The 24,626-nt window shown below is 65.9% G+C and carries 21 protein-coding genes and 1 tRNA gene; 9 read left to right on the top strand and 13 right to left on the bottom strand.

The features are described 5' to 3' along the window. The first annotated feature begins 11 nt into the window (after positions 1–11). The 3 genes from addB (at position 12) to trxA (ending at position 7,049) form a co-directional block, all read left to right on the top strand. Positions 12–3,158 (top strand): double-strand break repair protein AddB, encoded by a 3,147-nt coding sequence (gene addB / locus NLM25_RS02325; RefSeq protein ID WP_254135877.1) that lies wholly within the window; start codon positions 12–14, stop codon positions 3,156–3,158. Next, positions 3,152–6,661, top strand: a complete 3,510-nt coding sequence (gene addA, locus NLM25_RS02320) for a double-strand break repair helicase AddA (RefSeq protein WP_254135876.1) — start codon at positions 3,152–3,154, stop codon at positions 6,659–6,661. The genes addB and addA overlap by 7 nt, the downstream gene beginning before the upstream one ends. Before the next feature lie 67 nt (positions 6,662–6,728). After that, positions 6,729–7,049 carry a thioredoxin gene (trxA, locus tag NLM25_RS02315; protein WP_008540017.1) on the top strand — a complete coding sequence of 107 codons (321 nt, stop codon included), beginning with the start codon at positions 6,729–6,731 and terminating at the stop codon, positions 7,047–7,049. A 65-nt stretch (positions 7,050–7,114) separates the two neighbouring features. Here the strand turns inward: trxA and NLM25_RS02310 are convergent, their stop codons facing one another. From NLM25_RS02310 to aroA, 12 genes are all read right to left on the bottom strand, one after another. Continuing rightward, a complete protein-coding gene (locus NLM25_RS02310; RefSeq protein WP_254135875.1) occupies positions 7,115–7,855 on the bottom strand; it encodes a metallophosphoesterase in 741 nt (246 codons plus the stop codon). Positions 7,856–7,986: 131 nt separating this feature from the next. Beyond that, positions 7,987–9,330, bottom strand: a complete 1,344-nt coding sequence (locus NLM25_RS02305; protein ID WP_254135874.1) for a glutamate ligase domain-containing protein — start codon at positions 9,328–9,330, stop codon at positions 7,987–7,989. Next, positions 9,327–10,268, bottom strand: coding sequence for an acetyl-CoA carboxylase, carboxyltransferase subunit beta (gene accD / locus NLM25_RS02300; RefSeq protein ID WP_254114696.1), 942 nt, complete (start codon positions 10,266–10,268; stop codon positions 9,327–9,329). The genes NLM25_RS02305 and accD overlap by 4 nt, the downstream gene beginning before the upstream one ends. Before the next feature lie 173 nt (positions 10,269–10,441). Beyond that, positions 10,442–11,278, bottom strand: coding sequence for a tryptophan synthase subunit alpha (gene trpA, locus NLM25_RS02295; RefSeq protein WP_254135873.1), 837 nt, complete (start codon positions 11,276–11,278; stop codon positions 10,442–10,444). Next, positions 11,275–12,492, bottom strand: coding sequence for a tryptophan synthase subunit beta (trpB, locus tag NLM25_RS02290; protein WP_254114698.1), 1,218 nt, complete (start codon positions 12,490–12,492; stop codon positions 11,275–11,277). Before trpB ends, trpA begins: the two co-directional genes overlap by 4 nt. After that, positions 12,489–13,160 carry a phosphoribosylanthranilate isomerase gene (locus NLM25_RS02285; RefSeq protein WP_254135872.1) on the bottom strand — a complete coding sequence of 224 codons (672 nt, stop codon included), beginning with the start codon at positions 13,158–13,160 and terminating at the stop codon, positions 12,489–12,491. The genes trpB and NLM25_RS02285 overlap by 4 nt, the downstream gene beginning before the upstream one ends. Positions 13,161–13,226: 66 nt before the next feature. Beyond that, positions 13,227–13,619 carry a lipopolysaccharide assembly protein LapA domain-containing protein gene (locus tag NLM25_RS02280; RefSeq protein WP_254114700.1) on the bottom strand — a complete coding sequence of 131 codons (393 nt, stop codon included), beginning with the start codon at positions 13,617–13,619 and terminating at the stop codon, positions 13,227–13,229. Between the two features lie 71 nt (positions 13,620–13,690). Further along, entirely contained in the window at positions 13,691–13,996 is a 306-nt protein-coding gene (locus NLM25_RS02275; RefSeq protein ID WP_007598410.1) for an integration host factor subunit beta, read from the bottom strand. A 172-nt stretch (positions 13,997–14,168) separates the two neighbouring features. Then, complete coding sequence (gene sppA / locus NLM25_RS02270) at positions 14,169–15,149, bottom strand: signal peptide peptidase SppA (RefSeq protein WP_254135871.1); 981 nt, start codon at positions 15,147–15,149, stop codon at positions 14,169–14,171. A gap of 400 nt (positions 15,150–15,549) precedes the next feature. Continuing rightward, positions 15,550–17,259, bottom strand: a complete 1,710-nt coding sequence (gene rpsA, locus NLM25_RS02265) for a 30S ribosomal protein S1 (protein ID WP_254114702.1) — start codon at positions 17,257–17,259, stop codon at positions 15,550–15,552. A gap of 266 nt (positions 17,260–17,525) precedes the next feature. Next, positions 17,526–18,164, bottom strand: a complete 639-nt coding sequence (gene cmk, locus NLM25_RS02260) for a (d)CMP kinase (RefSeq protein WP_254135870.1) — start codon at positions 18,162–18,164, stop codon at positions 17,526–17,528. After that, positions 18,161–19,498, bottom strand: coding sequence for a 3-phosphoshikimate 1-carboxyvinyltransferase (aroA, locus tag NLM25_RS02255; RefSeq protein WP_254135869.1), 1,338 nt, complete (start codon positions 19,496–19,498; stop codon positions 18,161–18,163). Before aroA ends, cmk begins: the two co-directional genes overlap by 4 nt. A gap of 170 nt (positions 19,499–19,668) precedes the next feature. On the opposite strand from aroA, the gene NLM25_RS02250 reads away from it, so the two are divergent. The 3 genes from NLM25_RS02250 (at position 19,669) to NLM25_RS02240 (ending at position 20,623) form a co-directional block, all read left to right on the top strand. Further along, entirely contained in the window at positions 19,669–20,076 is a 408-nt protein-coding gene (locus NLM25_RS02250; RefSeq protein ID WP_038932747.1) for a TIGR02300 family protein, read from the top strand. A gap of 95 nt (positions 20,077–20,171) precedes the next feature. Beyond that, positions 20,172–20,247: transfer RNA gene (locus tag NLM25_RS02245), tRNA-Ala, on the top strand. A gap of 133 nt (positions 20,248–20,380) precedes the next feature. Further along, positions 20,381–20,623 carry a GIY-YIG nuclease family protein gene (locus NLM25_RS02240; protein WP_254135868.1) on the top strand — a complete coding sequence of 81 codons (243 nt, stop codon included), beginning with the start codon at positions 20,381–20,383 and terminating at the stop codon, positions 20,621–20,623. A 7-nt stretch (positions 20,624–20,630) separates the two neighbouring features. Here the strand turns inward: NLM25_RS02240 and NLM25_RS02235 are convergent, their stop codons facing one another. Further along, positions 20,631–21,092: a MarR family winged helix-turn-helix transcriptional regulator gene (locus NLM25_RS02235; RefSeq protein ID WP_254114705.1), complete on the bottom strand. Its 462-nt coding sequence runs from the start codon at positions 21,090–21,092 to the stop codon at positions 20,631–20,633. 153 nt (positions 21,093–21,245) lie between these two features. Between NLM25_RS02235 and NLM25_RS02230 the strand changes: the two genes are divergently transcribed. The 3 genes from NLM25_RS02230 (at position 21,246) to ugpB (ending at position 24,584) form a co-directional block, all read left to right on the top strand. Next, positions 21,246–21,671: an organic hydroperoxide resistance protein gene (locus NLM25_RS02230; RefSeq protein WP_014490914.1), complete on the top strand. Its 426-nt coding sequence runs from the start codon at positions 21,246–21,248 to the stop codon at positions 21,669–21,671. A 176-nt stretch (positions 21,672–21,847) separates the two neighbouring features. Beyond that, positions 21,848–23,050: a CaiB/BaiF CoA-transferase family protein gene (locus NLM25_RS02225; RefSeq protein ID WP_254135867.1), complete on the top strand. Its 1,203-nt coding sequence runs from the start codon at positions 21,848–21,850 to the stop codon at positions 23,048–23,050. A gap of 217 nt (positions 23,051–23,267) precedes the next feature. After that, positions 23,268–24,584, top strand: coding sequence for a sn-glycerol-3-phosphate ABC transporter substrate-binding protein UgpB (ugpB, locus tag NLM25_RS02220; RefSeq protein ID WP_254135866.1), 1,317 nt, complete (start codon positions 23,268–23,270; stop codon positions 24,582–24,584). Positions 24,585–24,626: the final 42 nt, after the last annotated feature.

The raw sequence follows: 24,626 nt of genomic DNA, 5'->3' as shown, positions 1-24,626 counted from the left end.
TCAGGCAGCCCATGCGCGTTTTCAGCGTTCCCCTCTCAGTTCCGTTCCTGCGCACGATCGTCTCGGCCCTGCTGGACGGCCGGCTGGTCGAGGGATTCGAGGCGCGCAAGGAACCGGCGCGCCTTGCCGACGCGACGCTGTACCTGCCAACCCGCCGCGCCATGCGCGTCGTGCGCGAGATCTTTCTCGACGAGATGAAGGCGGACGCGGTCGTGCTGCCGCGCATCGTCGCGCTCGGCGACATCGACGAGGACGAGCTCGCTTTCGCCGACGAAGGCGAGCAGTTCTCCGGCACAACGCCGCTCGACATTCCGCCGCGGCTCGGCGAGCTCGAACGCCGGCTGACGCTGGCGCAGCTCGTCGCCGCCTGGGCCAAGGGCCCGGTGCTGTCGCCGCTGGTGGTCGGCGGTCCCGCCTCGACGCTGGCGCTGGCGGGCGACCTCGCACGCCTGATCGACGACATGGTCACGCGCGGCGTCGACTGGAGCGCGCTCGACGGCCTCGTGCCTGATAACCTCGATCGCTACTGGCAGCACTCGCTGGAATTTTTGCGCATCGCGCGCATTGCCTGGCCCGGTCATCTCGCGGAGATCAACCGCATCGAGCCCGCGGCGCGGCGCGATCTCCTGATCGCCGCGGAAGCAAAACGGCTGACCGCGCATCCCCATGGCCCCGTGATCGCGGCCGGCTCGACCGGCTCGATGCCGGCCACCGCAAAGTTTCTGCATGCGGTCGCATCGCTGCCACACGGCGCCGTGGTGCTGCCGGGGCTCGACACCGATCTCGACGACGACGCCTGGCGCACCATCGGCGGCGTGCGCGATTCGCTCGGCAAGTTCGCGGAGCATCCGGCCTCGAACCATCCGCAATATGCCATGCATTCGCTGCTGGACCGTTTCGGCATCAAGCGTAGCGACGTCGAGATCCTCCAGCCGCCGGCGGACGGCGGCCGCGACCTGCTTGCATCCGAATCGATGCGGCCATCGGCCAAGACGGAAGTCTGGCACGACCGGCTGAAGCAGCCTGACGTCGCCGCGAAGATCGCCGGCGGCATGAGGAACCTTGCTGTCGTCGAAGCGCCCAACCCTGAAATGGAAGCGCTCGCGATTGCCATTGCGATGCGCGAGGCACGGCATCTCGACAAATCGGCAGCGCTGGTGACGCCGGATCGCGCACTGGCGCGACGGGTGATGGCCGCGCTGACGCGATGGGATCTCGCCTTCGACGATTCCGGCGGCGACGTGTTGATGGAGACATCCGCCGGTGTTTTCGCGCGGCTCGCCGCGGAAGCTGCGACCAAGGGATTGGAACCGCCGACGCTGCTCGCCATGCTGAAACATCCGTTGTGCCGGCTCGGCCGGCCGCCCGGCGCATGGAAGGCTGCGATCGAGGGGCTGGAGCTTGCGGTCTTGCGTGGCACGCGTCCGCCTGCGGGCACGGGCGGCCTGCTGCGCGAATTCAATCGTTTCCGTGAGGAGCTGACAAAGCTGTGGCGCAGCGAGGTCTCCGCGCTCCACAAGGCCGAGCCGCGCGCGCGTCTCAAGGCCGAGGACCTCGACCGCATCCAGGCGCTGGTCGACGTCTTGCAGAAGGCGTTGGCACCGATCGAGAGCCTCGCATCGTCAAGGCCATTCGACTTCGCCGAGCTTGCGCATCGGCATCGCGAGATCATGATCGAGCTGTCGCGTGACGAGCAGGGCATCCCGCTCGCCTTCGAGGACCGCGAGGGCCTCGCACTCGCTGCCGCGTTCGACGACCTGCTGCGCGGTGGCACCACCAGCGGATTGATGGTGCCGCTGCCGGACTACCCGGACGTCTTCCAGACCGCATTCGGCGACCGCGCGGTGCGGCGGCGGGACAAGCCCGGCGCGCGGCTGCAGATCTATGGTCCGCTGGAATCGCGTCTGATGCAGGCCGACCGAATCATCGTCGGCGGGCTGATCGAAGGCGTCTGGCCGCCGGCGCCGCGCATCGATCCCTGGCTCAGCCGGCCGATGCGGCACGAGCTCGGCCTCGATCTTCCGGAGCGCCGTATCGGCCTCTCCGCGCACGACTTCGCGCAGCTGCTCGGCGGCGGCGAAGTCATCCTCACCCATTCCGCCAAGGCCGGCGGCGCGCCGGCGGTGGCCTCGCGCTTCCTGCACCGGCTGGAGGCGGTTGCGGGCGCCGATCTCTGGAAGGCGGCCATCCGCGCCGGCGAAAAATACGTGCAGTTCGCGGGCGCGCTCGACCAGCCCGCCGAGGTCAAGCCAATCAAGCAGCCCGAGCCGCGGCCGCCGCGCGCGACGCGACCACTGACAATGTCGGTCACCGAGATCGAAGACTGGCTGCGCGATCCCTACACAATCTACGCCAAACGCATCCTGAAGCTCGCCGCGCTCGATCCCGTCGACATGCCGCTGTCCGCCGCCGACCGCGGCTCGGCGATCCACGATGCACTCGGCGAGTTCACGGAGACCTATGCTTCGCGTCTGCCCGACGATCCCGCCCGCGTGCTGCGCGCGATCGGTGAAAAGTATTTTGCGCCGCTGATGGAGCGGCCCGAAGCGCGCGCGCTGTGGTGGCCGCGCTTCCAGCGCATCGCGCGCTGGTTCGGCGAATGGGAGACGGTGCGGCGCGATGCGATCGAGTCGATCGCCGCGGAGACCCGCGGTGAGATTTCGATCATGCTCGACCCTGAGCGCAGCTTTAAGCTCTCCGCCCGCGCCGACCGCATCGAGCGGCGCCAGGGCGGCGGCTACGCCATTCTCGACTACAAGACCGGCCAGCCGCCGACCGGCAAGCAGGTCCGCATGGGCCTGTCGCCGCAGCTCACGCTGGAAGCGGCGATCCTGCGCGAGGGCGGCTTCCCCGATATCGACGCCGGCGCGTCCGTCAGCCAGCTCGTCTATGTGCGCCTCAGCGGCAACAATCCGCCGGGCGAGGAGCGCATCCTCGAACTGAAGTTCAAGCAGGGCGACGAGCCACAGCCGCCGGACACGGCCGCCGCCGAAGCACGGGCCAAGCTCGAGGCCCTGATCCGCGCCTTCGACGACGAGAATCAGGCGTACACCTCGCTGAACCTGCCGATGTGGACCAACCGCTACGGCACCTATGACGACCTCGCCCGGATCAAGGAATGGTCTGCCGCGGGCGGCCTGGGGATCGAGGAATGGTGAAGCTGCCGCGCCCCATCCCGGATGAAGTGCGCGCAAGGCAGGCGCGCGCATCGGACCCGACCGCGTCGGCCTTCGTGTCGGCCAACGCCGGCTCGGGCAAGACGCATGTGCTGGTACAGCGGGTGATCCGCCTGCTGCTGTCGGGCGTGCCGCCGGAAAAGATCCTCTGCATCACCTTCACCAAGGCCGCTGCCGCCAACATGGCCGAGCGCGTGTTCACCACGCTCGGCCATTGGGTGACGCTTGATGATACCGGACTCGACGCAGCGATCCGCGCCGTCGGCATCCCGCACCCCAGTGCAAAGCTGCGGCGCGAGGCGCGAAAGCTGTTCGCGTGCGCGCTGGAGACGCCGGGCGGGCTGAAGGTGCAGACCATCCACGCGCTGTGCACGCGCCTGCTCCAGCAATTTCCGTTCGAAGCCAACGTGCCGGCGCGCTTTGCCGTGATCGACGAGCGCGACCAGACCGACATGATGGAGCGCGCCAATCTGAAGGTGCTGCTGGAGGCCGCGCGCGATCCGGAGACCGTCACCGGCCGCGCGCTGCTGACCGCGATGGCGAGCGCCGCCGACGTGACCTTCAAGGAGGTCGTGCGCGAGGCCTGTCTCAGCCGCGACCATTTCATGGCCTGGACCGACGAGGCCGGCAACGCCGGCGCCGCGGCCGAGCAGATGGGGGCCGTTCTGGGCGTCGATGCGAGCGACCGCATCGAGGACGTCGAGACGGAGATTCTCGACGGCCCGTTCCTGCCGCGCTCGCGCTGGGACGACATTGCCTTCGCGCTGGAGGACGGCAGCAAGTCCGACAACGACCAGGCCAGCCGGCTCCGCGAGGCAAAAGTCTTTTCCGGCGGCGCGCAGGTCGATGCCTATCTCTGCGTCTTCCTCACCGACGAAAAGCTGCCGCGCAAGGCGGTGCTGACCAAGAAATTTGGCGAGCACAATCCATCCGTCGCCCGTCTGTTCGAGAACGAGGCGCAGCGTCTCAGTGGCCTGATCGAGAAGCGCCGTGCGGTGACCATGCGCGACCGCACCGCGGCTCTGCTGCATATCGCGACGGCCGCCGCGGCAAACTACCGCCGCGAGAAGCAGGAGCGCGGCCTGCTCGACTATGACGACCTGATCGACAAGACCCTGGCGATGCTCAACCGCGTCGCCTCGGGCTGGGTGCATTACAAGCTCGACCGCGGCGTCGATCACGTCCTGATCGACGAGGCCCAGGACACCAGCCCGCGGCAATGGGACATCGTCGCGCACATCATCTCGGAATTCACGGCCGGAGAAGGAGCCCGCGAAGGGCTGAACCGCACCGTCTTCGCGGTCGGCGACGAGAAGCAGTCGATCTTCTCGTTCCAGGGGGCCGACCCCCATGAATTCGACGCTCGCAAGCGGGAGCTGCATCGCAAGTTCACGGCGGCCGGCCTGAAATTCGACCCGGTCGCCTTCACCTATTCGTTCCGCTCGGGCGCGGCGATCCTGCACTCCGTCGACCACGTCTTCCGCGAGCAGGAGATCTACAAGAGCATCCATTCGGTCGAGATCGGCCATCCCCTGCACAATGCGCTCGCCGATGCAGGTCCGAGCGTGATCGAGCTGTGGGATCTGGCCGTCGCGGACGACAGGCAGGAGATCGAGGGTTGGCGCGCGCCGTTCGACGGCGTCGCCGCCACCAGCCCTGAAGTCAAGCTCGCGCGTCGCATCCAGACCGAGATCAAGCGGCTGGTCGAGAGCGGCACGCTGACCGGGCACGAAGGCGAACGCCGTCCCCTGCGCTATGGTGACATGCTGATCCTGGTGCGCCGGCGCGGCAATGCGTTCGACGCCGTGATCCAGGCGCTGAAGCACGCCAACGTTCCCGTCGCCGGCGCCGACCGGCTCAAGCTGACCGAGCATATCGGCATCATCGACCTGATGAACCTCGCCGACGCACTGCTGCTGCCGCAGGACGATCTCGCGCTCGCGGTGGCGCTGAAGAGCCCGCTGTTCGGTCTCGATGACGACGATCTGTTTCAGCTGGCCCATGGCCGCAAGGGATCGCTGCGCCGTGCGCTCGGCGAGCATGCGGCTGGAAGTGAGAAGTTCGCGACTGTGCTGCGACGCCTGGAAGCCTGCGAGATGCGTGCGCGCGAGGAGACGCCATTCGCGTTCTACGCCTGGCTGCTCGGCGGCGACGGCGGACGCGCGCGCATCCTGCGCCGGCTCGGTCACGAGGCCAATGACGCGCTCGACGAGTTTCTGGAGCTGGCGCTGAACTATGAGCGCAAGGCGCCGGCCTCGCTGCAAGGCTTCATGGCCTGGCTGCGCTCGGCCGACACCGAGGTGAAGCGCGACATGGAGATCTCGCGCGACGAGGTGCGGGTGATGACCGTGCACGGCGCCAAGGGCCTCGAGGCCTCCGTCGTGTTCATGGTCGATACGACGTCCTCGCCCGCGGACTCGCAGCGGGTGCGGCTGATCCATGTACCGCGCGGCAATGGCGGCGAGGTCGTGGTCTGGGCCGGGCGCAAGGCCGACGATCCCAAGCCCGTCGCCGACGCACGCAAGGCAATGATCGATGAGACCGAGGACGAGTATCGCCGCCTGCTCTATGTCGCGATGACGCGTGCGGCCGACCGCCTGATCATCGGCGGCTGCATGCCGGGCAACATGAAGACGGTGCGTAAGCTGAGCTGGTACGACCTCGTCGACACCGGCCTCACCGGCTCGGGTCTGGACAAAGAGACGATCGAGACGCCACTCGGCAAGGTGACCCGGTTCGCCCGTTCCGAGGATGTCGCGGCGCTGGGCACGCCGGCGGCGTCCGTGGACCAATCGATCGCGCTGCCGGACTGGCTGCGAATGCCGGCGCCGCGCGAAATGATCGAGGATGATCCGGTGCGCCCCTCCGGCCAGGCGGCCGAGGAAGGCCGCAGCGTGCGGACCGGCGAATCGGTCCAGTCGCGCGCGCTGGCGCTCCAGCGCGGCACGCTGGTGCACCGGCTGCTGCAATCCCTGCCCGACATCGCCGCCGAGCGCCGGCGCGAGGCCGCCCTCGGTTTCATGGCGCGCAACGCCTCGGATTGGCCTGAGGCCGACCGGACCGCACTGGCCGACAAGGTGCTCGCCCTGATCGCCGAGCCGCGCTTTGCGCCCGTGTTCGCCGCCGGCAGCCGGGCCGAGGTCGCCATCGTCGGTAAACTCGACCGGCCGGGACGGCCGCCGGCGCTGGTCTCGGGGCAGATCGACCGGCTGGTCGTTCGTCCGGACGAGGTTCTGATCGTCGATTTCAAGACCAACCAGGCGGCGCCCAGAAGCGCGGCCGCAGCGCCCGCCACCTATGTCCGGCAGCTTGCGTTGTACCGGGCGGTGCTGGCGCGGCTTTATCCCCAAAAGCCGATCCGCGCGGTCCTGCTTTGGACCGAGGCCCTTGAATATATGGAGATTTCAGCCCCCGCGCTGGACGCGGCGCTGGCATCCCTTCATCTCGGTGTGAGCGTCCTTGACCCGGCAAGGGGCCGTTCATAGGTTGACGCCATGATCCCGGGCGCGATTCCCATCCGCGCCGATTCTTTCAACCGAGTGAGGTACTCCAATGGCCGTTAGCAAGGTTTCCGACGCCGATTTCGAAGCCGAAGTGCTCAAGGCGAACGGCCCCGTGGTCGTCGATTTCTGGGCCGAGTGGTGCGGCCCCTGCCGCATGATCGCGCCCGCCCTCGACGAGATCGCCGGCGCGATGGGCGACAAGGTCAAGATCGTGAAGCTCAACGTCGACGAGAGCCCGAAGACCGCGTCCAAGTACGGCGTGATGTCGATCCCGACCCTGATGATCTTCAAGGGCGGCGAGATGGCCTCCCGCCAGGTCGGCGCCGCGCCGAAGGCGAAGCTGCAGCAGTGGATCACGTCGGCGGTCTGATCCGCGGCGCGACGAACTAGCGAATTCTGCAACGGCCGGCGAAACGCCGGCCGCTTTGTTTTGCCCTACTTGATCCAGCCCGTCGCGAGCGCATTCGCCAGCTCCGGCTGATGATTGCGGCGGGCAAGCGCGGCCATGGTCTCGTGGTCGTAGGCGATGTTGCGGAACGTCACCTGCCACTCACCATCAGCCAGTTCGAGAATCGCGTAGCGCGCGTGCGGTGTACCGGCCTCGACGACATGGGGAAACGGGTGCGTGTCGCGATAGCCGGGGCTGCCGACGCTGCCGGGATTGACGATCAGCCGGCCGTCGCGAAGCCGCACGGCGCGGGCGAGATGGGTGTGGGCGCAGAGGATCAGCGATTGCGTGACGTTTTGCGCGAACTGCTCGATGCGGCCGAGCGGCGATAGCGCGACCGTGCCGTCTGGGTGCACGGTGTCGAGCCAGTAGATTTCGTCGTTCTCAGGCGTCGCGTGACAGAGAAACACCTTGTCGCGATACACGCGCGTCATCGGCTGCGCACGCAGCCAGTCGAGCTGCGCGGCATCGAGCTGTGCGTGCGCGGGGCGGTCCCACGAGCCCATCTTCTCCGGGGGACGGTCGAGCAGATAGCGGTCGTGATTGCCGAGCACGTGCACGGCGTCGAGCTCCATCAGGATCTCGATGGTCCGCCGCGCATCGAGCGGGCCGCTCAGCATGTCGCCGAGATTGACGATATCGGCAATGCCGAGGGAGCGGATATCGGCGAGCACCGCCTCCAGCGCGAGGTGGTTTCCGTGGACGTCAGCAATCGCGGCAAAACGCATTGGCATCCTCTCTTGCCCCGGACGCGGCGCAGCGTGAAACGGTGCGCTGCTGAGCCGGGGCCCATGTGGCGGCATTCTGGGTCCCGGCTCAGCGCTCCGCTTCGCTGCGCTTGTCCGGGACACGAGGCCGACTATGCAGGAGGCGTGCCGTTGAGCCCGAGCACATGTCCGGCGAGATAGAGCGAGCCGGTGATCAGGATGCGCGGCGGCACCTCATAGGCGAGCTTCGCCAAGGCGCGCAGCGCGGCTTCGATGCCGGGGGCGGTCTCGACGCGCATGCCGAGGCTGCGCGCGGCATCCGCGAGGCGATCGACCGGCATCGCGGCCTCGGTGTCGGGGATCGGCACCGCGATGATGTGACGGGTGAGGCCAGCGAAATTGGCGAGGAAACCACCTGCGTCCTTGTTGGCCATCATGCCCGCGATCACCACCAGCGGCCGCGACACCCGCTCTTCGAGATCGCCGAGCGCGGCCGCCGCAACGCGCCCGCCTTCGGCATTGTGCCCGCCATCGAGCCATATCTCCGAGCCTTGCGGTCCGAGAGCGAGCAATTCGCCCGAGGTAATGCGCTGCATGCGCGCCGGCCATTCGGCACCGACGATGCCGGCCTCGAACGCCGCCTGGTTGATCTTGAAGGTCGGGATCGCCCGCAGCGTCGCGATCGCGAGACCCGCATTGTCGAACTGGTGGCGACCGAACAGGCGCGGCGCCGTCAGGTCCATCAGGCCGCGCTCGTCGGAATAGACCAGGCGCCCGTGCTCGACATTGACGTGCCAGCTCTCGTTCGCGGCAAACAGCGGCGCGCGCATGCGCTTGGCCTGCGCCTCGATCACCGCCATGGCCTCCGGTGACTGCTCGGCGCAGATCACGGGCACGCCGCGCTTGATGATCGCGGCCTTCTCGCCGGCGATCGACGTCAGCGTATCGCCGAGGAAGTCCATATGGTCCATGCTGACAGGCGTGATCACGCAGGCCGCCGGCGCGTCGATCACGTTGGTCGAATCCAGCCGGCCGCCGAGGCCGACTTCGAGCAGCACGACATCTGCCGGATTCTGCGCGAACAGATGGAAGGCGGCGGCGGTCTTCAGCTCGAACACGGTCGCGGCTTCGCCGGCATTGACGCGCTCGACCTCTTCCAGTGCCGCGCGCAATTCGTCGTCATCGACCAGCACGCCACCGCCGACGCGGCCGAGCCGGAAACATTCGTTGATGCGGACCAGATAAGGTGAGGTGTAGGCGTGGACGCGCAGGCCGGCAGCTTCAAGCGTCGCGCGCAGATAGGCGAGCGTCGAGCCCTTGCCATTGGTGCCGGCGATGTGGATCACCGGCGGCAGCTTGCGTTCGGGGTGGCCGAGCCGCTCGAGCAGGCGGTGCATCCGCTCCAGCCCGAGATCGATGCGCTTCTGGTGCAGGGCCGACAGCCGCCCGATCAGTTCACCGAGCGGCGGCTTTGCGCTGTCAGGGGACGCGTTCACGCGTGGGGCGCAGCCGGCGCCGTCTCAGCCGCCGATACGATCTGCGCCGGGCTGACGACGGGCTGCACCGATTTCGATGCGCTTTCCTGCGCCGGCGCCTTGGTCAGCAGGCGGCAGAGCCGCGCCAGCGTCGGGCGTAGCTCGTGGCGATGCACGACCATATCGACCATGCCGTGCTCTTTCAGATATTCGGCACGCTGGAAGCCTTCCGGCAGCTTCTCGCGGATGGTCTGCTCGATGACGCGCGCGCCGGCAAAGCCGATCAGCGCGCCGGGTTCGGCGATCTGCACGTCGCCCAGCATCGCGTAGGATGCGGTGACGCCGCCGGTGGTCGGGTTGGTCAGCACGACGATGTAGGGCTGCTTCGCTTCACGCAGCATCTGCACCGCGACGGTGGTGCGCGGCATCTGCATCAGCGACAAAATGCCTTCCTGCATGCGCGCGCCGCCCGAGGCGGCGAACACGATGAACGGCGACTTCTTCTCGACCGCGAGCTCGAGCCCGCGGACGATGGCCTCGCCCGCGGCCATGCCGAGCGAGCCGCCCATGAAATCGAAATCCTGCACGGCAACGACGACGGCTGCGCCCTCGAGCTTGCCGTAGCCGACCTTGATCGCGTCGTTCAGATTGGTGCGCGCCCGCGCATCCTTGATGCGGTCGACGTATTTCTTCTCGTCGCGGAACTTGAGCGGATCGGGCGTGACGTCCGGCAGCGCGACGTCGTACCAGGTCTCGTTGTCGAAGATCGACTTCAGCCGCGCCACCGCGCCCATGCGCATGTGGTAGTTCGAGCCGGGGATGACGAACTGGTTGGCTTCGACGTCCTTGTAGAACACGAGCTGCCCGGAATCCGGGCATTTGATCCACAGATTCTCCGGCGTCTCCCGCCGCAGCATGTTGCGGATCTTCGGCCGGACCACATTGGTAAGCCAGTTCATGGTTTGCTCCGATGTGCGACCCCGCGCAGGGATCGCCTGAAGGGATATATGGCGGCCGGACCTTTGCCCGGCAAGCCGCCGTGTCGTCCGCGTTAGAGCATGATCCGGAAAAGTGTGAAGCGGTTTTCCGACAAGATCATGCTCAAACTAAAGAGCTAAAGCGGAATTATGGCCTATTCCGCCGCCTGTTGCGCGCCCTTGACGCCCTGGGCCAGGGCCGCCGTCAGTTCGGCGATGGCGTTAACGGTTTTGGCGGTCGCCCGCCCTTCGGCATCGAGGCTGTTCTTGAGCGCATCGACCAGCGCGGTGCCGACCACCGAACCATCGGCCGTCTCGGCGATGGCGCGCGCCGCCTCCGGCGTGCGGATGCCGAAACCGACGCAGATCGGCAGCTTGGTATGCCGCTTGATGCGCGCGACGGCGGCGCCGACGGCGTTCGCATCCGCCGCCGCTGCACCGGTGATACCGGCGATGGAGACGTAATAGACAAAGCCCGACGTGTTCGCGAGCACCGCGGGCAGGCGCTTGTCGTCGGTGGTCGGGGTCGCCAAGCGAATGAAGTTCAGGCCCGCCTTCAGCGCGGGAATGCAGAGCTCGTCGTCTTCCTCCGGCGGCAGATCGACGATGATCAGGCCGTCAACGCCGGCCGTCTTGGCATCAGCCAGGAACTTGTCGACGCCGTAAATGTAGATCGGATTGTAATAGCCCATCAGCACCAGCGGCGTGGCGTTGTCGTCCTTGCGGAAGTCGCGCACGAGGTCCAGCGTCTTCTTCAGGGTCATGCCGGCCTTGAGCGCGCGCAGACCTGCAGCCTGGATCGAGGGACCATCCGCCATCGGATCGGTGAAGGGAATGCCGAGCTCGATGACGTCGGAGCCTGACTTGGGCAGCGCCTTGACGATCTCGAGCGACGTCGCGAGATCGGGATCGCCGGCCATCACATAGGTGACGAAGGCCGCGCGGCCCTGTTTCTTCAGTTCGGCAAAACGCGTGTCGATACGGGTGGTCACTGCTTCCTGCCCTTCAGAATTTCCGAGATCTGCGGAATGTCCTTGTCGCCGCGGCCGGAGAGGTTGACCACCATCAGATGATCTCTAGGCCGCTTCGGCGCGAGCTCCATGACCTTGGCGATGGCATGCGCGGATTCCAGCGCCGGCGGGATGCCCTCGAGGCGCGACAGCAGCATGAAGGCATCAAGCGCCTCGTCGTCGGTCGCAGAGAGATAGTTCACGCGGCCGATCTCGTGCAGCCAGGAATGCTCGGGGCCGATGCCGGGATAGTCGAGACCGGCCGAGATCGAATGCGCGTCCTGGATCTGGCCATCGGCATCCATCAGCAGATAGGTGCGGTTGCCGTGGAGCACGCCTGGGCGGCCGCCGGCAATCGAGGCTGCATGCAGCTGCGTCAGCCCGTGACCCGCCGCTTCGACGCCGAAGATTTCGACCGAGGGATCGTCCAGGAAGGGATGAAACAGCCCGATCGCGTTGGAGCCGCCGCCGATGCAGGCGACCAGCGAATCCGGCAGGCGGCCTTCGGCCTCCTGCATCTGCGTCCTGGTCTCCTCGCCGATGATGCACTGGAAGTCGCGCACCATCATCGGATAGGGATGCGGCCCTGCGACCGTGCCGATGCAATAGAAGGTGTTGTGCACGTTGGTGACCCAGTCACGCAGCGCCTCGTTCATGGCGTCTTTCAGCGTGCGCGTGCCCGACTGCACCGGAACCACCTTGGCGCCCAGCATCTCCATGCGGAATACGTTCGGCGCTTGCCGCGCGACGTCGACCGCGCCCATATAGACGATGCATTCCAGGCCGAACCGCGCGCACAGCGTCGCGGTGGCGACGCCATGCTGGCCGGCGCCGGTCTCGGCAATGATGCGCTTCTTGCCCATGCGCCGCGCGACCATGATCTGGCCGAGCACATTGTTCACCTTGTGCGCACCGGTGTGATTCAGCTCTTCCCGCTTGAGATAGATCTTGGCACCACCGAGATGCTCGGTGAGACGCTCCGCGAAATAGAGCGGAGACGGGCGGCCGACATAGTCCCTCAGGTAGCCCTTCATCTCCGCATGGAATGCGGGATCGGCCTTGGCCGCGGCGTAGGCCTTCTCCAGATCGAGGATCAGCGGCATCAGGGTTTCGGCGACGAAGCGCCCGCCGAAATTGCCGAAATGGCCGCGCTCGTCGGGACCGCTACGATAGGAATTTGGTTTGGCGATGTTCATCGAACGCTCAACTCTTGATTTGCATCCTGGGTGGCGCGCGCGGCGCGAATGAAGGCCTTGATCATCTCGGGATCCTTGACGCCGGAGGCGCGCTCGACACCGGAGGAGACATCGACGCCACCGGCGCGCGTGACGCGAAGAGCCTCGGCGACGTTCCGGGCATCGAGTCCACCCGAGACCATATATGGCAGCTTCAGTTCCAGGTTTTCGAGCAGATGCCAATCGAAGGCCGCACCGAGGCCGCCGGGCCGGGTCGCGTCTTTCGGTGCGCGCGCATCGAACAGGATGCGATCGGCAACCTCTGCGTAGCCGGGCAACACGGCGAGATCGGCCGCGGTTGCGACCGGCACCGCTTTCATCACCGGGCGGCCGAACTTCTGCTTGATGTCGCGCAGCCGCGCCACGCTCTCCTTGCCATGGAGCTGGAGAATGTCCGGCGACAGCGCGTCCATGATGTTGTCGAGCGTCGCGTCATCGGCATCGACCGTGAGCGCGACCTTGAGCGCGCGCCGTTTCACCTGCCGGCCGAGCTCGCGGCCGACTTCCAGCGAGACATGCCGGGGCGACGGCGGAAAGAACACGAACCCCACCATGTCGGCGCCGGCGTCGAGCGCTGTTTCGAGCGTCTCGCGCGTGGACAGGCCGCAGATTTTGACGAGCAGGGACATGGTCTCAAAGCAGGTGAAGGCCGCGGATCGGCGGCCGGAAAACAGGGTTTTCGGTTGCGGCCGCTTCTACAACGTCGCGCGCTGCTTGTCTCGCCCGATAGGCCCGTAAAGGCCCACCCCGGAGGGGACGGGGAGGCGCTGGGAGGCGGGCTTTGCTGCGGCCGCCTGGGCCCGCAGGTCGGCCAGTTCGGTCCGGGCCGCCCGCGCGTCCGCATCATTCCGGCGCGCCGCCCGCCGCCACCGCCGCTGGCCGAACCAGACCGCGCAACCGCCGGCCAGGACCCCGAGGGCGGCCACCAGGATGAGGAGCAGGAACAGCGGCAACGTCACCGACAGTGACGGATCGTTCGTCATGAAGGGATCGAAGGAGACCGTGACGAAATGCCGGTTGGCGACGGCGAAGGTCACCAGGATCAGGCCCAGCGGAATCACGATCAGCGCGGTCAGGAACTTTCGCATCTCGCTTCGCTCGCCTTGAATCAAGCTTCCGGCCGCATCTCTCGCGGCCGCGGGAAACCCTGACGCCGGTCTCAGTCCGGCGCGCCGGGATCCGGATGGTCGCGATTCAGCCGTTCGCGCATTTCCTTGCCGGTCTTGAAGAACGGAACGCTCTTCTGATCGACCGGCACATGGGCGCCGGTGCGCGGATTGCGCCCTGCGCGTGCAGGGCGATGCTTGACCGAGAAGGCACCGAAGCCGCGCAACTCGACGCGATCACCGCGCGCGAGAGCCGCTACGATCTCTTCGAGAATCGCATTCACAATGTTCTCGACATCCCGCTGGTACAGATGCGGGTTGTGCTCGGCGATACGCTGAACAAGTTCGGATTTGATCATCGAGAGAATTGACCCGGAAGCGTGCGGATGACCATTTCCGTGAAAATACCGTGATCTGTCAAGACGCTAAATGAAGGTTGAGCGTCGCGAAAATACGTGACAAATGCCGAAAAAGCGGGCTGCCCCACCACCCGCCAGACGGGAAAAGCGTCGGAAACTCGCCTGGTTCCGCTCAGTTTGACGCAGCCGGCTGCCACAGGGCCAGCATTCCATCCATGCCGAACCGATCGACGGCCTGTGCGACGCCGGTTTGCCCGATCTGATGCGCAATCGAGCCTAAACCAAGCGCTTCCAGCGTCACGGCGGCCGCCGTCTTGAGGAACGGCAGGTCGCCGAAGCGAGGCTGGAGCTTGTAATCGCGGACGGTGAGCCCCTTCTTGACGCCCTTCTGTTCGACCAGCCAGGTCACTGCGGTCTTCTCGTCGCCGATCTGATCGATCAGCTTGAGATCGATCGCCTGACGTCCGGTGAAGACGCGGCCATCGGCGACTTTTTCCAGCTGCGTGTCATCCATGCCACGCCGTTCCTTCACCAATCCCCTGAACCAGGCATAGGAATCCTTGACCAGCGCATCGAGCGCGGCGCGCGCCTCAGGACTGGTCGGCTCAAAACCATTCGGTGCGGCCTTCAGCGGCGAGGATTTGACCTCCTCGACCTTGACGCCGATGGTCTTCAGCAGCTCGGTGACGTTGGGATACTGGAACAGCACGCCGATCGAGCCGACCAGCGAGCTCTGCTGGGCGATGATGTGGTCGCTGGCGATCGCCGTGATGTAGCCGCCGGAGGCGGCGAGGCCCTCGACCACGACGACGAGCGGCTTCTTCGCCTTCAGCCGGACGAGCGAGTCGTAGAGCTGCTCGGAGCCGGCGGTGGTGCCACCCGGCGAGTTGATGTGAATGATGACGGCGGCGGCCTGCGAATTCTCCAGCCGCTCCAGCGCCTGGGTACGATCGGAGTCGCTGCGGATCAGCCCCTCGATCTGGACCCGCGCGATCGAGCCGGCGGATGCGAACGTGCCGCGCGCACCGGGCGTCGCGACCAGCGCGAAGCCCGCGATCGCCGCGATCGCGATCAGCGCGGCCATCACGCGCCAGAACGTCAGCTTGCGGCGAATCCTGCGGCGATCGACGATGATGTCCGAATCGAGCGACATCGGAATATCTCCAAATAAAAGGTCAGGTGCGTTGTGCCGTCACAGCGTGACCATCGGCTTATCTGGATACATCAATTGCGGCGCATTTTGAAGAAAACAAGGCTGTGAGCCGGCTGAGAGGCGGGGCGCGCCACACCCTCGCTGTCGTCGCCGCCTAGTGCGCAATTGCGCACGGGGCGCGGGCACCCATACCGCGTGATGCGTCGGTGAGCGTCGGATGTGAGCACCGCGGGAAGGCTCTTGCACGACCTGTCTTCGCCAAACCACGCCCTGTGGCTATGGATGCCGGATCGGCGCTCCGCTCCGCTGCGCTTGTCCGGGACGACGGTTGAGGAGGCCGCAACAAAAAAGCCCCGGCTTGCGCCGGGGCTTTGATGTCTCGCGAAACGAAGCGTTCCGCTTACTTGTTGTCGCCGCGGTTCTTGAGCGCGGTGCCGAGGATGTCGCCGAGCGTCGCTCCCGAATCGGAGGAGCCGTACTGCGCGATGGCTTCCTTCTCTTCGGCGACTTCGAGCGCCTTGATCGACACCTGGACCTTGCGGGCCTTCTTGTCGAACTGGATCACGCGGGCATCGACCTTCTCGCCGACCGCGAAGCGTTCGGCGCGCTGGTCGTTGCGGTCACGCGCGAGCTCCGAGCGCTTGATGAAGGTCGAGAAGTCGGTACCGGTGATCTTCACCTCGATGCCGCTTTCCTTCACTTCGAGCACTTCGCAGGTCACGACCGCGCCCTTCTTGACATCGCCCGGCTCGGCGAAGGGGTCGCCTTCGAGCTGCTTGATGCCGAGCGAGATGCGCTCCTTCTCGACGTCCACATCGAGCACCACGGCCTTCACCATGTCGCCCTTCTTGTAGTTGTCGATCACCTGCTCGCCCGGAAGCTTCCAGTCGAGGTCGGAGAGATGGACCATGCCGTCGACGTCGCCCTCGAGGCCCAGGAACAGACCGAACTCGGTCTTGTTCTTGACTTCGCCCTCGACCACCGAACCGGTCGGGTGACCTTCGACGAAGACCTCCCAGGGGTTGCGCATGGTCTGCTTGAGACCGAGCGAGATACGGCGCTTGACGGAATCGACTTCCAGCACCTGCACTTCGACTTCCTGCGAGGTCGAAACGATCTTGCCGGGGTGCATGTTCTTCTTGGTCCACGACATCTCGGAGACGTGGATCAGGCCTTCGATGCCCGGCTCGAGCTCGACGAACGCACCGTAGTCGGTGATGTTGGTGACGCGGCCGGTGAAGCGGGCACCCAGCGGGTACTTGGCTTCGATGCCCTGCCACGGATCGTCCAGCAGCTGCTTCATGCCCAGCGAGATGCGGTGCGTCTCGTGGTTGATCTTGATGATCTTGACCTTCACGGTCTGGCCGATCGAGAGCACCTCGGTCGGGTGGTTGACGCGGCGCCACGCGATGTCGGTGACGTGCAGCAGGCCGTCGATGCCGCCGAGATCAACGAACGCACCGTAATCGGTGATGTTCTTGACCACGCCGTCGATGACCTGACCCTCTTCGAGGTTCTGCACCAGCTCCTGACGCTGCTCGGCGCGGGTCTCTTCGAGAACCGTGCGGCGGGACACGACGATGTTGCCGCGGCGGCGGTCCATCTTGAGGATCTGGAACGGCTGCGAGTTGTTCATCAGCGGCGCAACGTCGCGGATCGGACGGATGTCGACCTGCGAGCGCGGCAGGAAGGCCACGGCACCGTCGAGGTCGACGGTGAAGCCGCCCTTGACCTGGTTGAAGATGACGCCGTTGACCTTCTCGTTGTTCTGGAACGCCTTCTCGAGCTTGCCCCAGCTCTCTTCGCGGCGCGCCTTGTCGCGCGACAGCACGGCTTCGCCGAGGGCGTTCTCGATGCGATCGAGGAACACTTCCACCTCGTCGCCGACCTTGATCTCGCTGTCACGGCCGGGGCCGGAAAATTCGCGCAGGGCGACGCGGCCCTCGGTCTTCAGGCCGACATCGATGACGGCCATGTCTTTTTCAATTGCAACCACCTTGCCCTTGACGACGGAGCTCTCCTGCAGGTTGCCACCTGCGAAGGACTCGTCGAGCATCGCGGCGAAATCGTCACGCGACGGGCTGTAGGTATCAGCAGAAGTCGAAGCCATTTGTTCTCCAGTTGCGGAAGTATGCCGGCCGTTGGGTTCATGGGCGCATCGCACGCGCAGTGTCGGAAGGTCCGCAAGACCTTCGAGCGACCGCTCGCTGCTCCGGCCTTGCGGCGGAGCAGCGGAAGCGGGCCGGCTGAGGCCCGCACGTTCGATACGTGAAAATCTGTGTCCGGAGCCTGGATCTCGCCGGGCCCAAACGGGGGACCGGGGGGTATCGACCTCAAAGAGCGGGAGCGGGCGCTTCCTCCAATGACGGCGGCGGCTTAACCCCGCGACCGGCCCGCTCGGACGGCCTCGATAATGTCGATGGCGGCCCGGACGCCGCCTTCTATATCCAGTTGGGAGTTATCTAGCAAGTAAGCATCAGAGGCCGGTTTCAAGGGCGCAATCGCCCGGTTCTTGTCGCGTTCGTCGCGCTGGATGATGTCGGCGAGCACGGCCGCCTCGTCCGCGTCCTCGCCCCTCGCCCGCGCCTCCATGGTCCGGCGGCGCGCGCGGACCCTGGGGTCTGCGACCACGAAAATCTTCACGTCGGCATGCGGGCAGATCACGGTTCCAATGTCTCGGCCGTCCAGGACAGCCCCCGGCGGATCGGCGGCGAATTGCCGCTGGAAATTGACCAGGGCCTCGCGGACCCCGGGGATCGCCGAGACGATGGAGGCGCCCTCGCCGGCCTGCTGCGTCTTCAGGGCGGGATTGCCGAACTTTTCGGGATCGAGTTCCAGCGCCGCCGCGACCGCGGCCGCCTCGTCGCGCAGATCGTGGCCGGACTGCATCAGGGCGTAGGCCACCGCGCGATAGATCACGCCGGTATCGAGATGACGATAGCCGTAGTGATGGGCAAGGCGCTTGCCGAGCGTCCCTTTGCCCGAGGCCGCGGGCCCGTCGATGGCGATGATCATGAAAACTCGGCCCCCAGCGAACGCATCATCGGAATGAAGTCCGGGAAGCTGGTGGCGATGAAGGCGGTGTCGTCGACGGTCACGGGCTGATCGGAGGCGCAGCCCATCACCAGCGCGGACATCGCGATACGATGGTCCATGTGCGTGGCGACAACGCCGCCGCCGGGGACGTGACCACGCCCCTCGACGATCAGATCGTCGCCGGAGACATCGACCTTCACGCCGTTGACGCGAAGCATCTCGGCGGTGGCTTCCAGGCGGTCGGATTCCTTGACGCGCAGCTCCTGCAGGCCGCGCATGATGGTCGTGCCTTCGGCGAAGGAGGCCGCCACGGCCAGCACCAGATATTCGTCGATCATCGAGGGCGCGCGCTCCGGCGGCACCTCGACGCCGCGCAGCTTCGAGGCGCGCACGCGCAGCTGCGCCATCGGCTCGCCGGCGTCGCCGCGGACTTCGCTTTCCTCGATCGAGGCGCCCATTTCGCGCAGCGTGGTGAACAGGCCGGTGCGCAGCGGATTGGTCATGACGTCGGACAGAACGACATCCGAGCCTTCGACGATCAACGCCGCAACGATCGGGAACGCTGCAGACGAGGGGTCGGCGGGCACAATGACAGTGGCACCGTGCAGCTCAGGCTGGCCCACCAGCGTGATGCGGCGGCCGTGCTGACCCTCCTGCGTCGAGGTGATCTCGGCGCCGAAATGCTTCAGCATCAACTCGGTATGGTCGCGGCTGGCCTCGGCCTCGATCACGGTCGTGATGCCGGGCGCGGCCAGGCCCGCCAGTAGCACGGCCGATTTGATCTGCGCCGAGGCGACCGGGGTCTTGTAGGTGATCGGCAGCGGATCGCGCGCGCCCTGGACGGTCAGCGGCAGACGGCCGCCCTCGCCGCCGGACACCACTTTGGCGCCCATCTTCTCGAGCGGATCGAGGATCCGGCGCATCGGGCGGCTGCGCAGCGAGGCATCGCCGTCGAACACCGCCGAGATCGGGCAGCCGGCGACGGCGCCCATGACGAGCCGGCAGCCGGTGCCGGAGTTGCCGAAATCAAGCGGCGCCTTGGGCTCGGCAAAGCCGGCGACGCCCACGCCGTTCACCTTCCAGGCGAAATCGCCGGTGCGCTCGACCCTGGCGCCCAGCGCCTGCATCGATTTGGCGGTGTTGAGGACGTCCTCGCCCTCGAGCAAGCCCGAAATCCGGGTCTCGCCGACCGCGAGCGCGCCCAGGATGAGCGCGCGGTGGGAAATCGACTTGTCCCCGGGCACCCGTACTTTTCCGGTCAGGGGACCGCTTGCGCGCGACTTGAGCGGCGTCGGCTTGTCGGAATCGGTCAAGTTTGTGTCCTTGAATAGGCCCGAAGCATCCCTGCGGGGCTCGCAGGGCAGGTACCATATGGTTTCCCCGCCGTCACGGGCATGTCTTTCTCCCGTAATGCGCTATTGACAGCGGGCCGCCAACTAGCCAAGTGAAGCACCGCTTTTCAGACATTCCCAGGATTCCTGCCGTGGCCAAGTCCGAACTCGGAACCAAACGTATTTGCCCGACCACGGGCAAGAAATTCTATGATCTCAACAAGAATCCGGTGATCTCGCCCTATACCGGCGAAGTCGTGCCGATCGCGCCCGTGGCGCCGGCTCGCGCGACCCGCGGCGCCGAAGCCCGCCACGCGGCGACCGCCGACACCGCGCCGGAGCCGGCAGAGGTCGAAGAGGTCTCGCTCGAGGAGGCCGATGCCGAGGAGAACACCGGCAAGGTCAAGGCCGTGGTGCCCGAATCCGAGGACGATATCGAGGTCGACGAGACCATCGACGACGACGATGACGATGATTCGACCTTCATCGCCGACGAAGAAGAGGGCGATGAGGACGTGACCGACATCATTGGTGATGTCGGAGGTGATGAAGAGACTTGAGATCAGCCCTGATCTGTGAAAAAGGGTGCACCGCGCGAGTCACCAGGCTCGCCGGTCGGGAGTGATCCACCAGGATCGTCCCATTTATGGACTAAGGGGCCATAGCTCAGCTGGGAGAGCGCTTGCATGGCATGCAAGAGGTCGGCGGTTCGATCCCGCCTGGCTCCACCACGCTTCGCCCTTCGGGCTACGCGTGGCGCAGCCGCGCGGAGCCTGAATGGCGAAGCGTGGTGTCCGGCGAAGCCCGCAGGGCGAAGACGGACTGTTGAGGCCCGTCTAACGGCTACCCAGGCGATCGTCGTCAATGTGGTATGTCTACATCCTCCGCAGCATCGAATTTCCCGAGCAGGAATACGTTGGAGCTTCGGAAGATTTGAAGCGACGGATTCCGGAACATAACGCCGGCAAATCCAGCCACACCGCCAAGTTCAAACCCTGGAAGCTGATCTGGTACTGCGCCTTCCCAGACAAGCACAAAGCGCTCGCGTTTGAGGCTTATCTGAAGTCTCACTCCGGTCGCGCCTTCACGAAGAAGCGGCTGACGTAAGCCTTCCCTACTCCCCGATCACCGCATTGAGCCGGTCGCGCAGCGCGACGATCTCGTCCTTCATCGCGACCAGTTCCGAGACCGAGCAGTCCGACGCCGCGAGGACCGATTGCGGCACGGCCCGCGCCTTGTCCTTCAAGGCGTGGCCCTGCGCCGTCAGCGCGATCAGCACCTGACGTTCGTCCTCGCTCGAGCGCGTGCGCCTGACGAGGTGGGCAGCCTCGAGCCGCTTGAGCAGCGGCGTCAGCGTGCCCGAATCCAGGAACAGCTTTTCGCCGATGACCTTGACCGGCACGTCGTCGCGCTCCCACAGCACCAGCATCACCAGATATTGCGGATAGGTCAGGCCGAGCCGGTCGAGCAGCGGCTTGTAGACGCGGTTGAAGGCATGCGCGGCCGAATAGACCGCGAAGCAGATCTGGTTGTCGAGCCGCAGCGGCTGATCCGCTGCCGGGTGTTTCCGGGGCATGGAGAATCTCACGAGACTTTCCTCATTCTGGGGCCGGCCGCCGGCACATTCAATTGCGAACAATTAAATGTGAGGCGCTCCAATTTCAATTGCGCGCAATCTAATTGTTTGCGATACAGGCCGCACCCAACCCGAAGATCCGAGGAGACCAAAATGTCCGTGAACGTCCTCTACAAGACCAGCGCAAAAGCCACTGGCGGCCGCGACGGCCATGCCGCCACCCTCGACGGCGCGCTCGACGTCAAGCTCACCACGCCGAAGGAGCTCGGCGGCGGCGGCGGCGCCGGCAACAATCCCGAGCAGCTGTTCGCGGCGGGCTATGCCGCCTGCTTCATCGGCGCGATGAAGTTCGTGGCCTCGCAGGGTGGCCCGAAGGTTCCGGCCGACGCGTCGGTGACCTCGACCGTCGGCATCGGCCCGCGCTCGGCCGGCGGCTTCGGTCTCGACATCGACCTCGCCGTCTCGCTGCCGGGCCTCGCCCGTGCGGAAGCCGAGGCGCTGGTCGAGAAGGCCCACCAGGTGTGCCCGTACTCCAATGCCACGCGCGGCAATGTCGACGTTCGCCTGACGGTCGTCTGATCGAAGGGTGACTGGCTGGCCCGAGATCCCCCTCGGGCCGGCCGCTTCCGTTCGATTTTGCCACGTTGCGGGATAGCCGCACGGCGGCGCATACGCCCCCACGCAACAGGCCATTGCTGGCGTCCGCGAACCTCGCTAGGCCTGTGATCAAACGTCGACACAGGGGAAGCGAAGGCATGACTGAAGCCGTATTGGGCGCAATGAGCGGACTGCGCGTCATCGATCTCACGCGCGTGCTCGGCGGTCCCTACTGCACCCAGATTCTTGCCGACCACGGCGCCGACGTGATCAAGGTCGAGCCGCCGGCCGGCGACGAGGTGCGCGACTGGGGCCCTCCCTTCCACGAGGAAGACGCGGCCTATTTCATCGGCATCAACCGCAACAAGCGCTCGATCGGCCTCGACCTCGCCTCCGAAGGCGGCCGCGCCGTGCTGCTCAAGATGCTGGAGAGCGCCGACGTCCTGATCGAGAATTTCAAGCCGGGCACGCTGGAGAAATGGGGCATCGGCAACGAGGTGCTGCGCGAGAAATTCCCGCGCCTGGTGCACTGCCGGATCTGCGGCTTCGGCGCCGACGGCCCGCGCGGCGGCAATCCCGGCTATGACGCCATCATCCAGGCCATGACCGGCATGATCGCGGCCACCGGCTCGCCCGAGAGCGGGCCGATGCGGATCGGCGTGCCGCTGGTCGACATCACCACCGGCCTCTATGCGGCGATCGGTATCCTGATGGCGCTGTCGGAGCGGCAGCGCTCGGGCCAGGGCCAGTTCCTGGAGACGACGCTGTACGAGACCGGTCTTGCCATCATGCATCCGCACACCGCGAACTATTTCATGCATGGCAAGCCGCCGAGCCTGACCGGCAACGAGCATCCCAACCTCGTGCCCTATGCGATCTTCCCGACGAAAACCGACAACATCTTCATCGGCGTCGGCAATGACGGCACCTTCCGCAAGCTCGCCAAGGAGATCGGCAAGCCCGAGCTCGGCACCGATCCGCGCTTTGCCCGCAACAAGGACCGCATCGCCAATCGCGATGCGCTGCGCGCCGAGCTTGCCGCCGTGTTCAGCCAGCACGAGGCCGAGCCGCTGTGCAATCGCCTGCTCGCCGCGGGCCTGCCCGCAGGTCCCGTGCAGAAGATCGACCAGGCGTTGACCAACCCGCACACGATCGCCCGCGGCGATGTCATTGAGAAGGACTGGTACAAGGGCGTGGCCTCGCCGATCCGGCTCGATCGCAGCAAGCCGAGCCTGCGCCGGCTGCCGCCGAAATTCAGCCAGCACTCCCAGGAAGTGCTGGGCGAGTTCGGCTACTCCAAATCCGAGATCGACGCGATGGTCGAGCAGGGCACGGTCTGCGGCCCCGAGCGCAAGCGCTAGGGGCCCTCACCTCCTCACCCAAGTCATGCCGCACTGCGGCGCGGGCACGCCTGTGCACCGCGAACGGAGGAGGCTGCGCGCCCGGCATTCGCCTATTTGACGGCTTCCCTTTTCCAGCGCTTGCCGCTTTCGTTTCGGCCGCTTACACAGTCATGTGAACGTCATATGGCGCTGCTAGCGCAAGCGATCATTTTGACGGCCCAAGGGAGGTTTCTTGATGGCTCTTCGACACTTTGGCGCGGCTGCCGCGCTTGCAGTCACCGTTGGTTTTGGCAGTTCGCCGGCGTGGGCCGTGACCGAAATCCAGTGGTGGCACGCGATGACCGGTGCCAACAACGACGTCATCGTCAAGCTCGCCACCGACTTCAACGCGTCGCAGACCGACTACAAGGTGATCCCAACCTACAAGGGCAACTACCCCGATACGATGAACGCCGGCATCGCGGCGTTCCGCGCCGGTAACGCGCCGCACATCATGCAGGTGTTCGAAGTCGGCACCGCGACCATGATGGCCGCGACCGGCGCCGTAAAACCCGTCTACAAGCTGATGGCCGAGGCCGGCGAGAAGTTCGATCCCAAGATCTACCTGCCCGCCATCACCGGCTACTACTCGACCTCGAAGGGCGAGATGCTGTCCTTCCCGTTCAACTCGTCGTCGACCGTCATGTGGGTCAACCTCGACGAGCTCAAGAAGGCGAACGTCGAGATCCCCAAGACCTGGCCGGAAACGTTCGAGGCTGCCAAGAAGCTGAAGGCTGCGGGTCATGACACCTGCGGCTTCTCCGGCTCCTGGGTCACCTGGGTCAATCTCGAGCAGCTCTCCGCCTGGCACAACGTGCCGCTCGCCAGCAAGGCCAACGGCCTCGACGGCTTCGACACCGTGCTGGAGTTCAACGGCCCGCTCCAGGTCAAGCATCTCGAAACCCTGGTCGAGCTCCAGAAGACCAAGGTCTACGACTATGCCGGCCGCACCAACACCGGCGAAGGCCGCTTCACCTCCGGCGAATGCCCGATCTACCTGACCTCGTCGGCGTTCTTCGGCAACGTCAAGGCGCAGGCCAAGTTCAACTTCACCGCCGTGCCGATGCCCTACTATCCGGACGTCAAGGGCGCGCCGCAGAACTCGATCATCGGCGGCGCCTCGCTCTGGGTCATGGGCGGCAAATCGGCCGAGGAATACAAGGGCGTCGCGAAATTCCTGACCTTCCTCTCGGACACCGATCGCCAAGTCTACATCCACAAGGCCTCCGGCTATCTGCCGATCACCAAGGCGGCCTATGAGAAGGCCAAGGCCGAGGGCTTCTACAAGGATCAGCCCTATCTCGAGACCCCGCTGCTCGAGCTGACCAACAAGGAGCCGACCGAGAATTCGCGCGGTCTGCGCCTCGGCAACATGGTTCAGCTCCGTGACGTCTGGTCGGAAGAGATCGAGCAGGCGCTGGCCGGCAAGAAGACCGCCAAGCAGGCGCTCGACACCGCCGTCGAACGCGGCAACACCATGCTGCGCCAGTTCGAAAAGACCGCGGTAAAATAAGGCAAAGGCGCCGGCAGGCCATCGAGCGGCCTGCCGGCGCCA

The organism is Bradyrhizobium sp. CCGB01 (assembly GCF_024199795.1).
Lineage (GTDB): Bacteria > Pseudomonadota > Alphaproteobacteria > Rhizobiales > Xanthobacteraceae > Bradyrhizobium.
Note: the sequence above shows the minus strand (reverse complement) of the source record. Positions and strands in the feature narration are given on the sequence as shown.

Excerpts from the sequence above, each read along its gene's own strand:
- sppA (WP_254135871.1), bottom strand. The coding sequence starts at position 15,149 with ATGTCGCTCGATTCGGACATCATCGTCGATCGCCGCAGGATTCGCCGC.
- cmk (WP_254135870.1), bottom strand. The coding sequence starts at position 18,164 with ATGATCATCGCCATCGACGGGCCCGCGGCCTCGGGCAAAGGGACGCTC.
- trpB (WP_254114698.1), bottom strand. The coding sequence starts at position 12,492 with ATGAACATCGCCAAACCAAATTCCTATCGTAGCGGTCCCGACGAGCGC.
- trxA (WP_008540017.1), top strand. The coding sequence starts at position 6,729 with ATGGCCGTTAGCAAGGTTTCCGACGCCGATTTCGAAGCCGAAGTGCTC.
- rpsA (WP_254114702.1), bottom strand. The coding sequence starts at position 17,259 with ATGGCTTCGACTTCTGCTGATACCTACAGCCCGTCGCGTGACGATTTC.
- accD (WP_254114696.1), bottom strand. The coding sequence starts at position 10,268 with ATGAACTGGCTTACCAATGTGGTCCGGCCGAAGATCCGCAACATGCTG.
- NLM25_RS02285 (WP_254135872.1), bottom strand. The coding sequence starts at position 13,160 with ATGTCCCTGCTCGTCAAAATCTGCGGCCTGTCCACGCGCGAGACGCTC.
- NLM25_RS02225 (WP_254135867.1), top strand. The coding sequence starts at position 21,848 with ATGACTGAAGCCGTATTGGGCGCAATGAGCGGACTGCGCGTCATCGAT.
- addB (WP_254135877.1), top strand. The coding sequence starts at position 12 with ATGCGCGTTTTCAGCGTTCCCCTCTCAGTTCCGTTCCTGCGCACGATC.
- NLM25_RS02280 (WP_254114700.1), bottom strand. The coding sequence starts at position 13,619 with ATGCGAAAGTTCCTGACCGCGCTGATCGTGATTCCGCTGGGCCTGATC.
- addA (WP_254135876.1), top strand. The coding sequence starts at position 3,152 with ATGGTGAAGCTGCCGCGCCCCATCCCGGATGAAGTGCGCGCAAGGCAG.
- NLM25_RS02275 (WP_007598410.1), bottom strand. The coding sequence starts at position 13,996 with ATGATCAAATCCGAACTTGTTCAGCGTATCGCCGAGCACAACCCGCAT.
- NLM25_RS02310 (WP_254135875.1), bottom strand. The coding sequence starts at position 7,855 with ATGCGTTTTGCCGCGATTGCTGACGTCCACGGAAACCACCTCGCGCTG.
- NLM25_RS02230 (WP_014490914.1), top strand. The coding sequence starts at position 21,246 with ATGTCCGTGAACGTCCTCTACAAGACCAGCGCAAAAGCCACTGGCGGC.
- NLM25_RS02240 (WP_254135868.1), top strand. The coding sequence starts at position 20,381 with ATGTGGTATGTCTACATCCTCCGCAGCATCGAATTTCCCGAGCAGGAA.
- NLM25_RS02235 (WP_254114705.1), bottom strand. The coding sequence starts at position 21,092 with ATGCCCCGGAAACACCCGGCAGCGGATCAGCCGCTGCGGCTCGACAAC.
- ugpB (WP_254135866.1), top strand. The coding sequence starts at position 23,268 with ATGGCTCTTCGACACTTTGGCGCGGCTGCCGCGCTTGCAGTCACCGTT.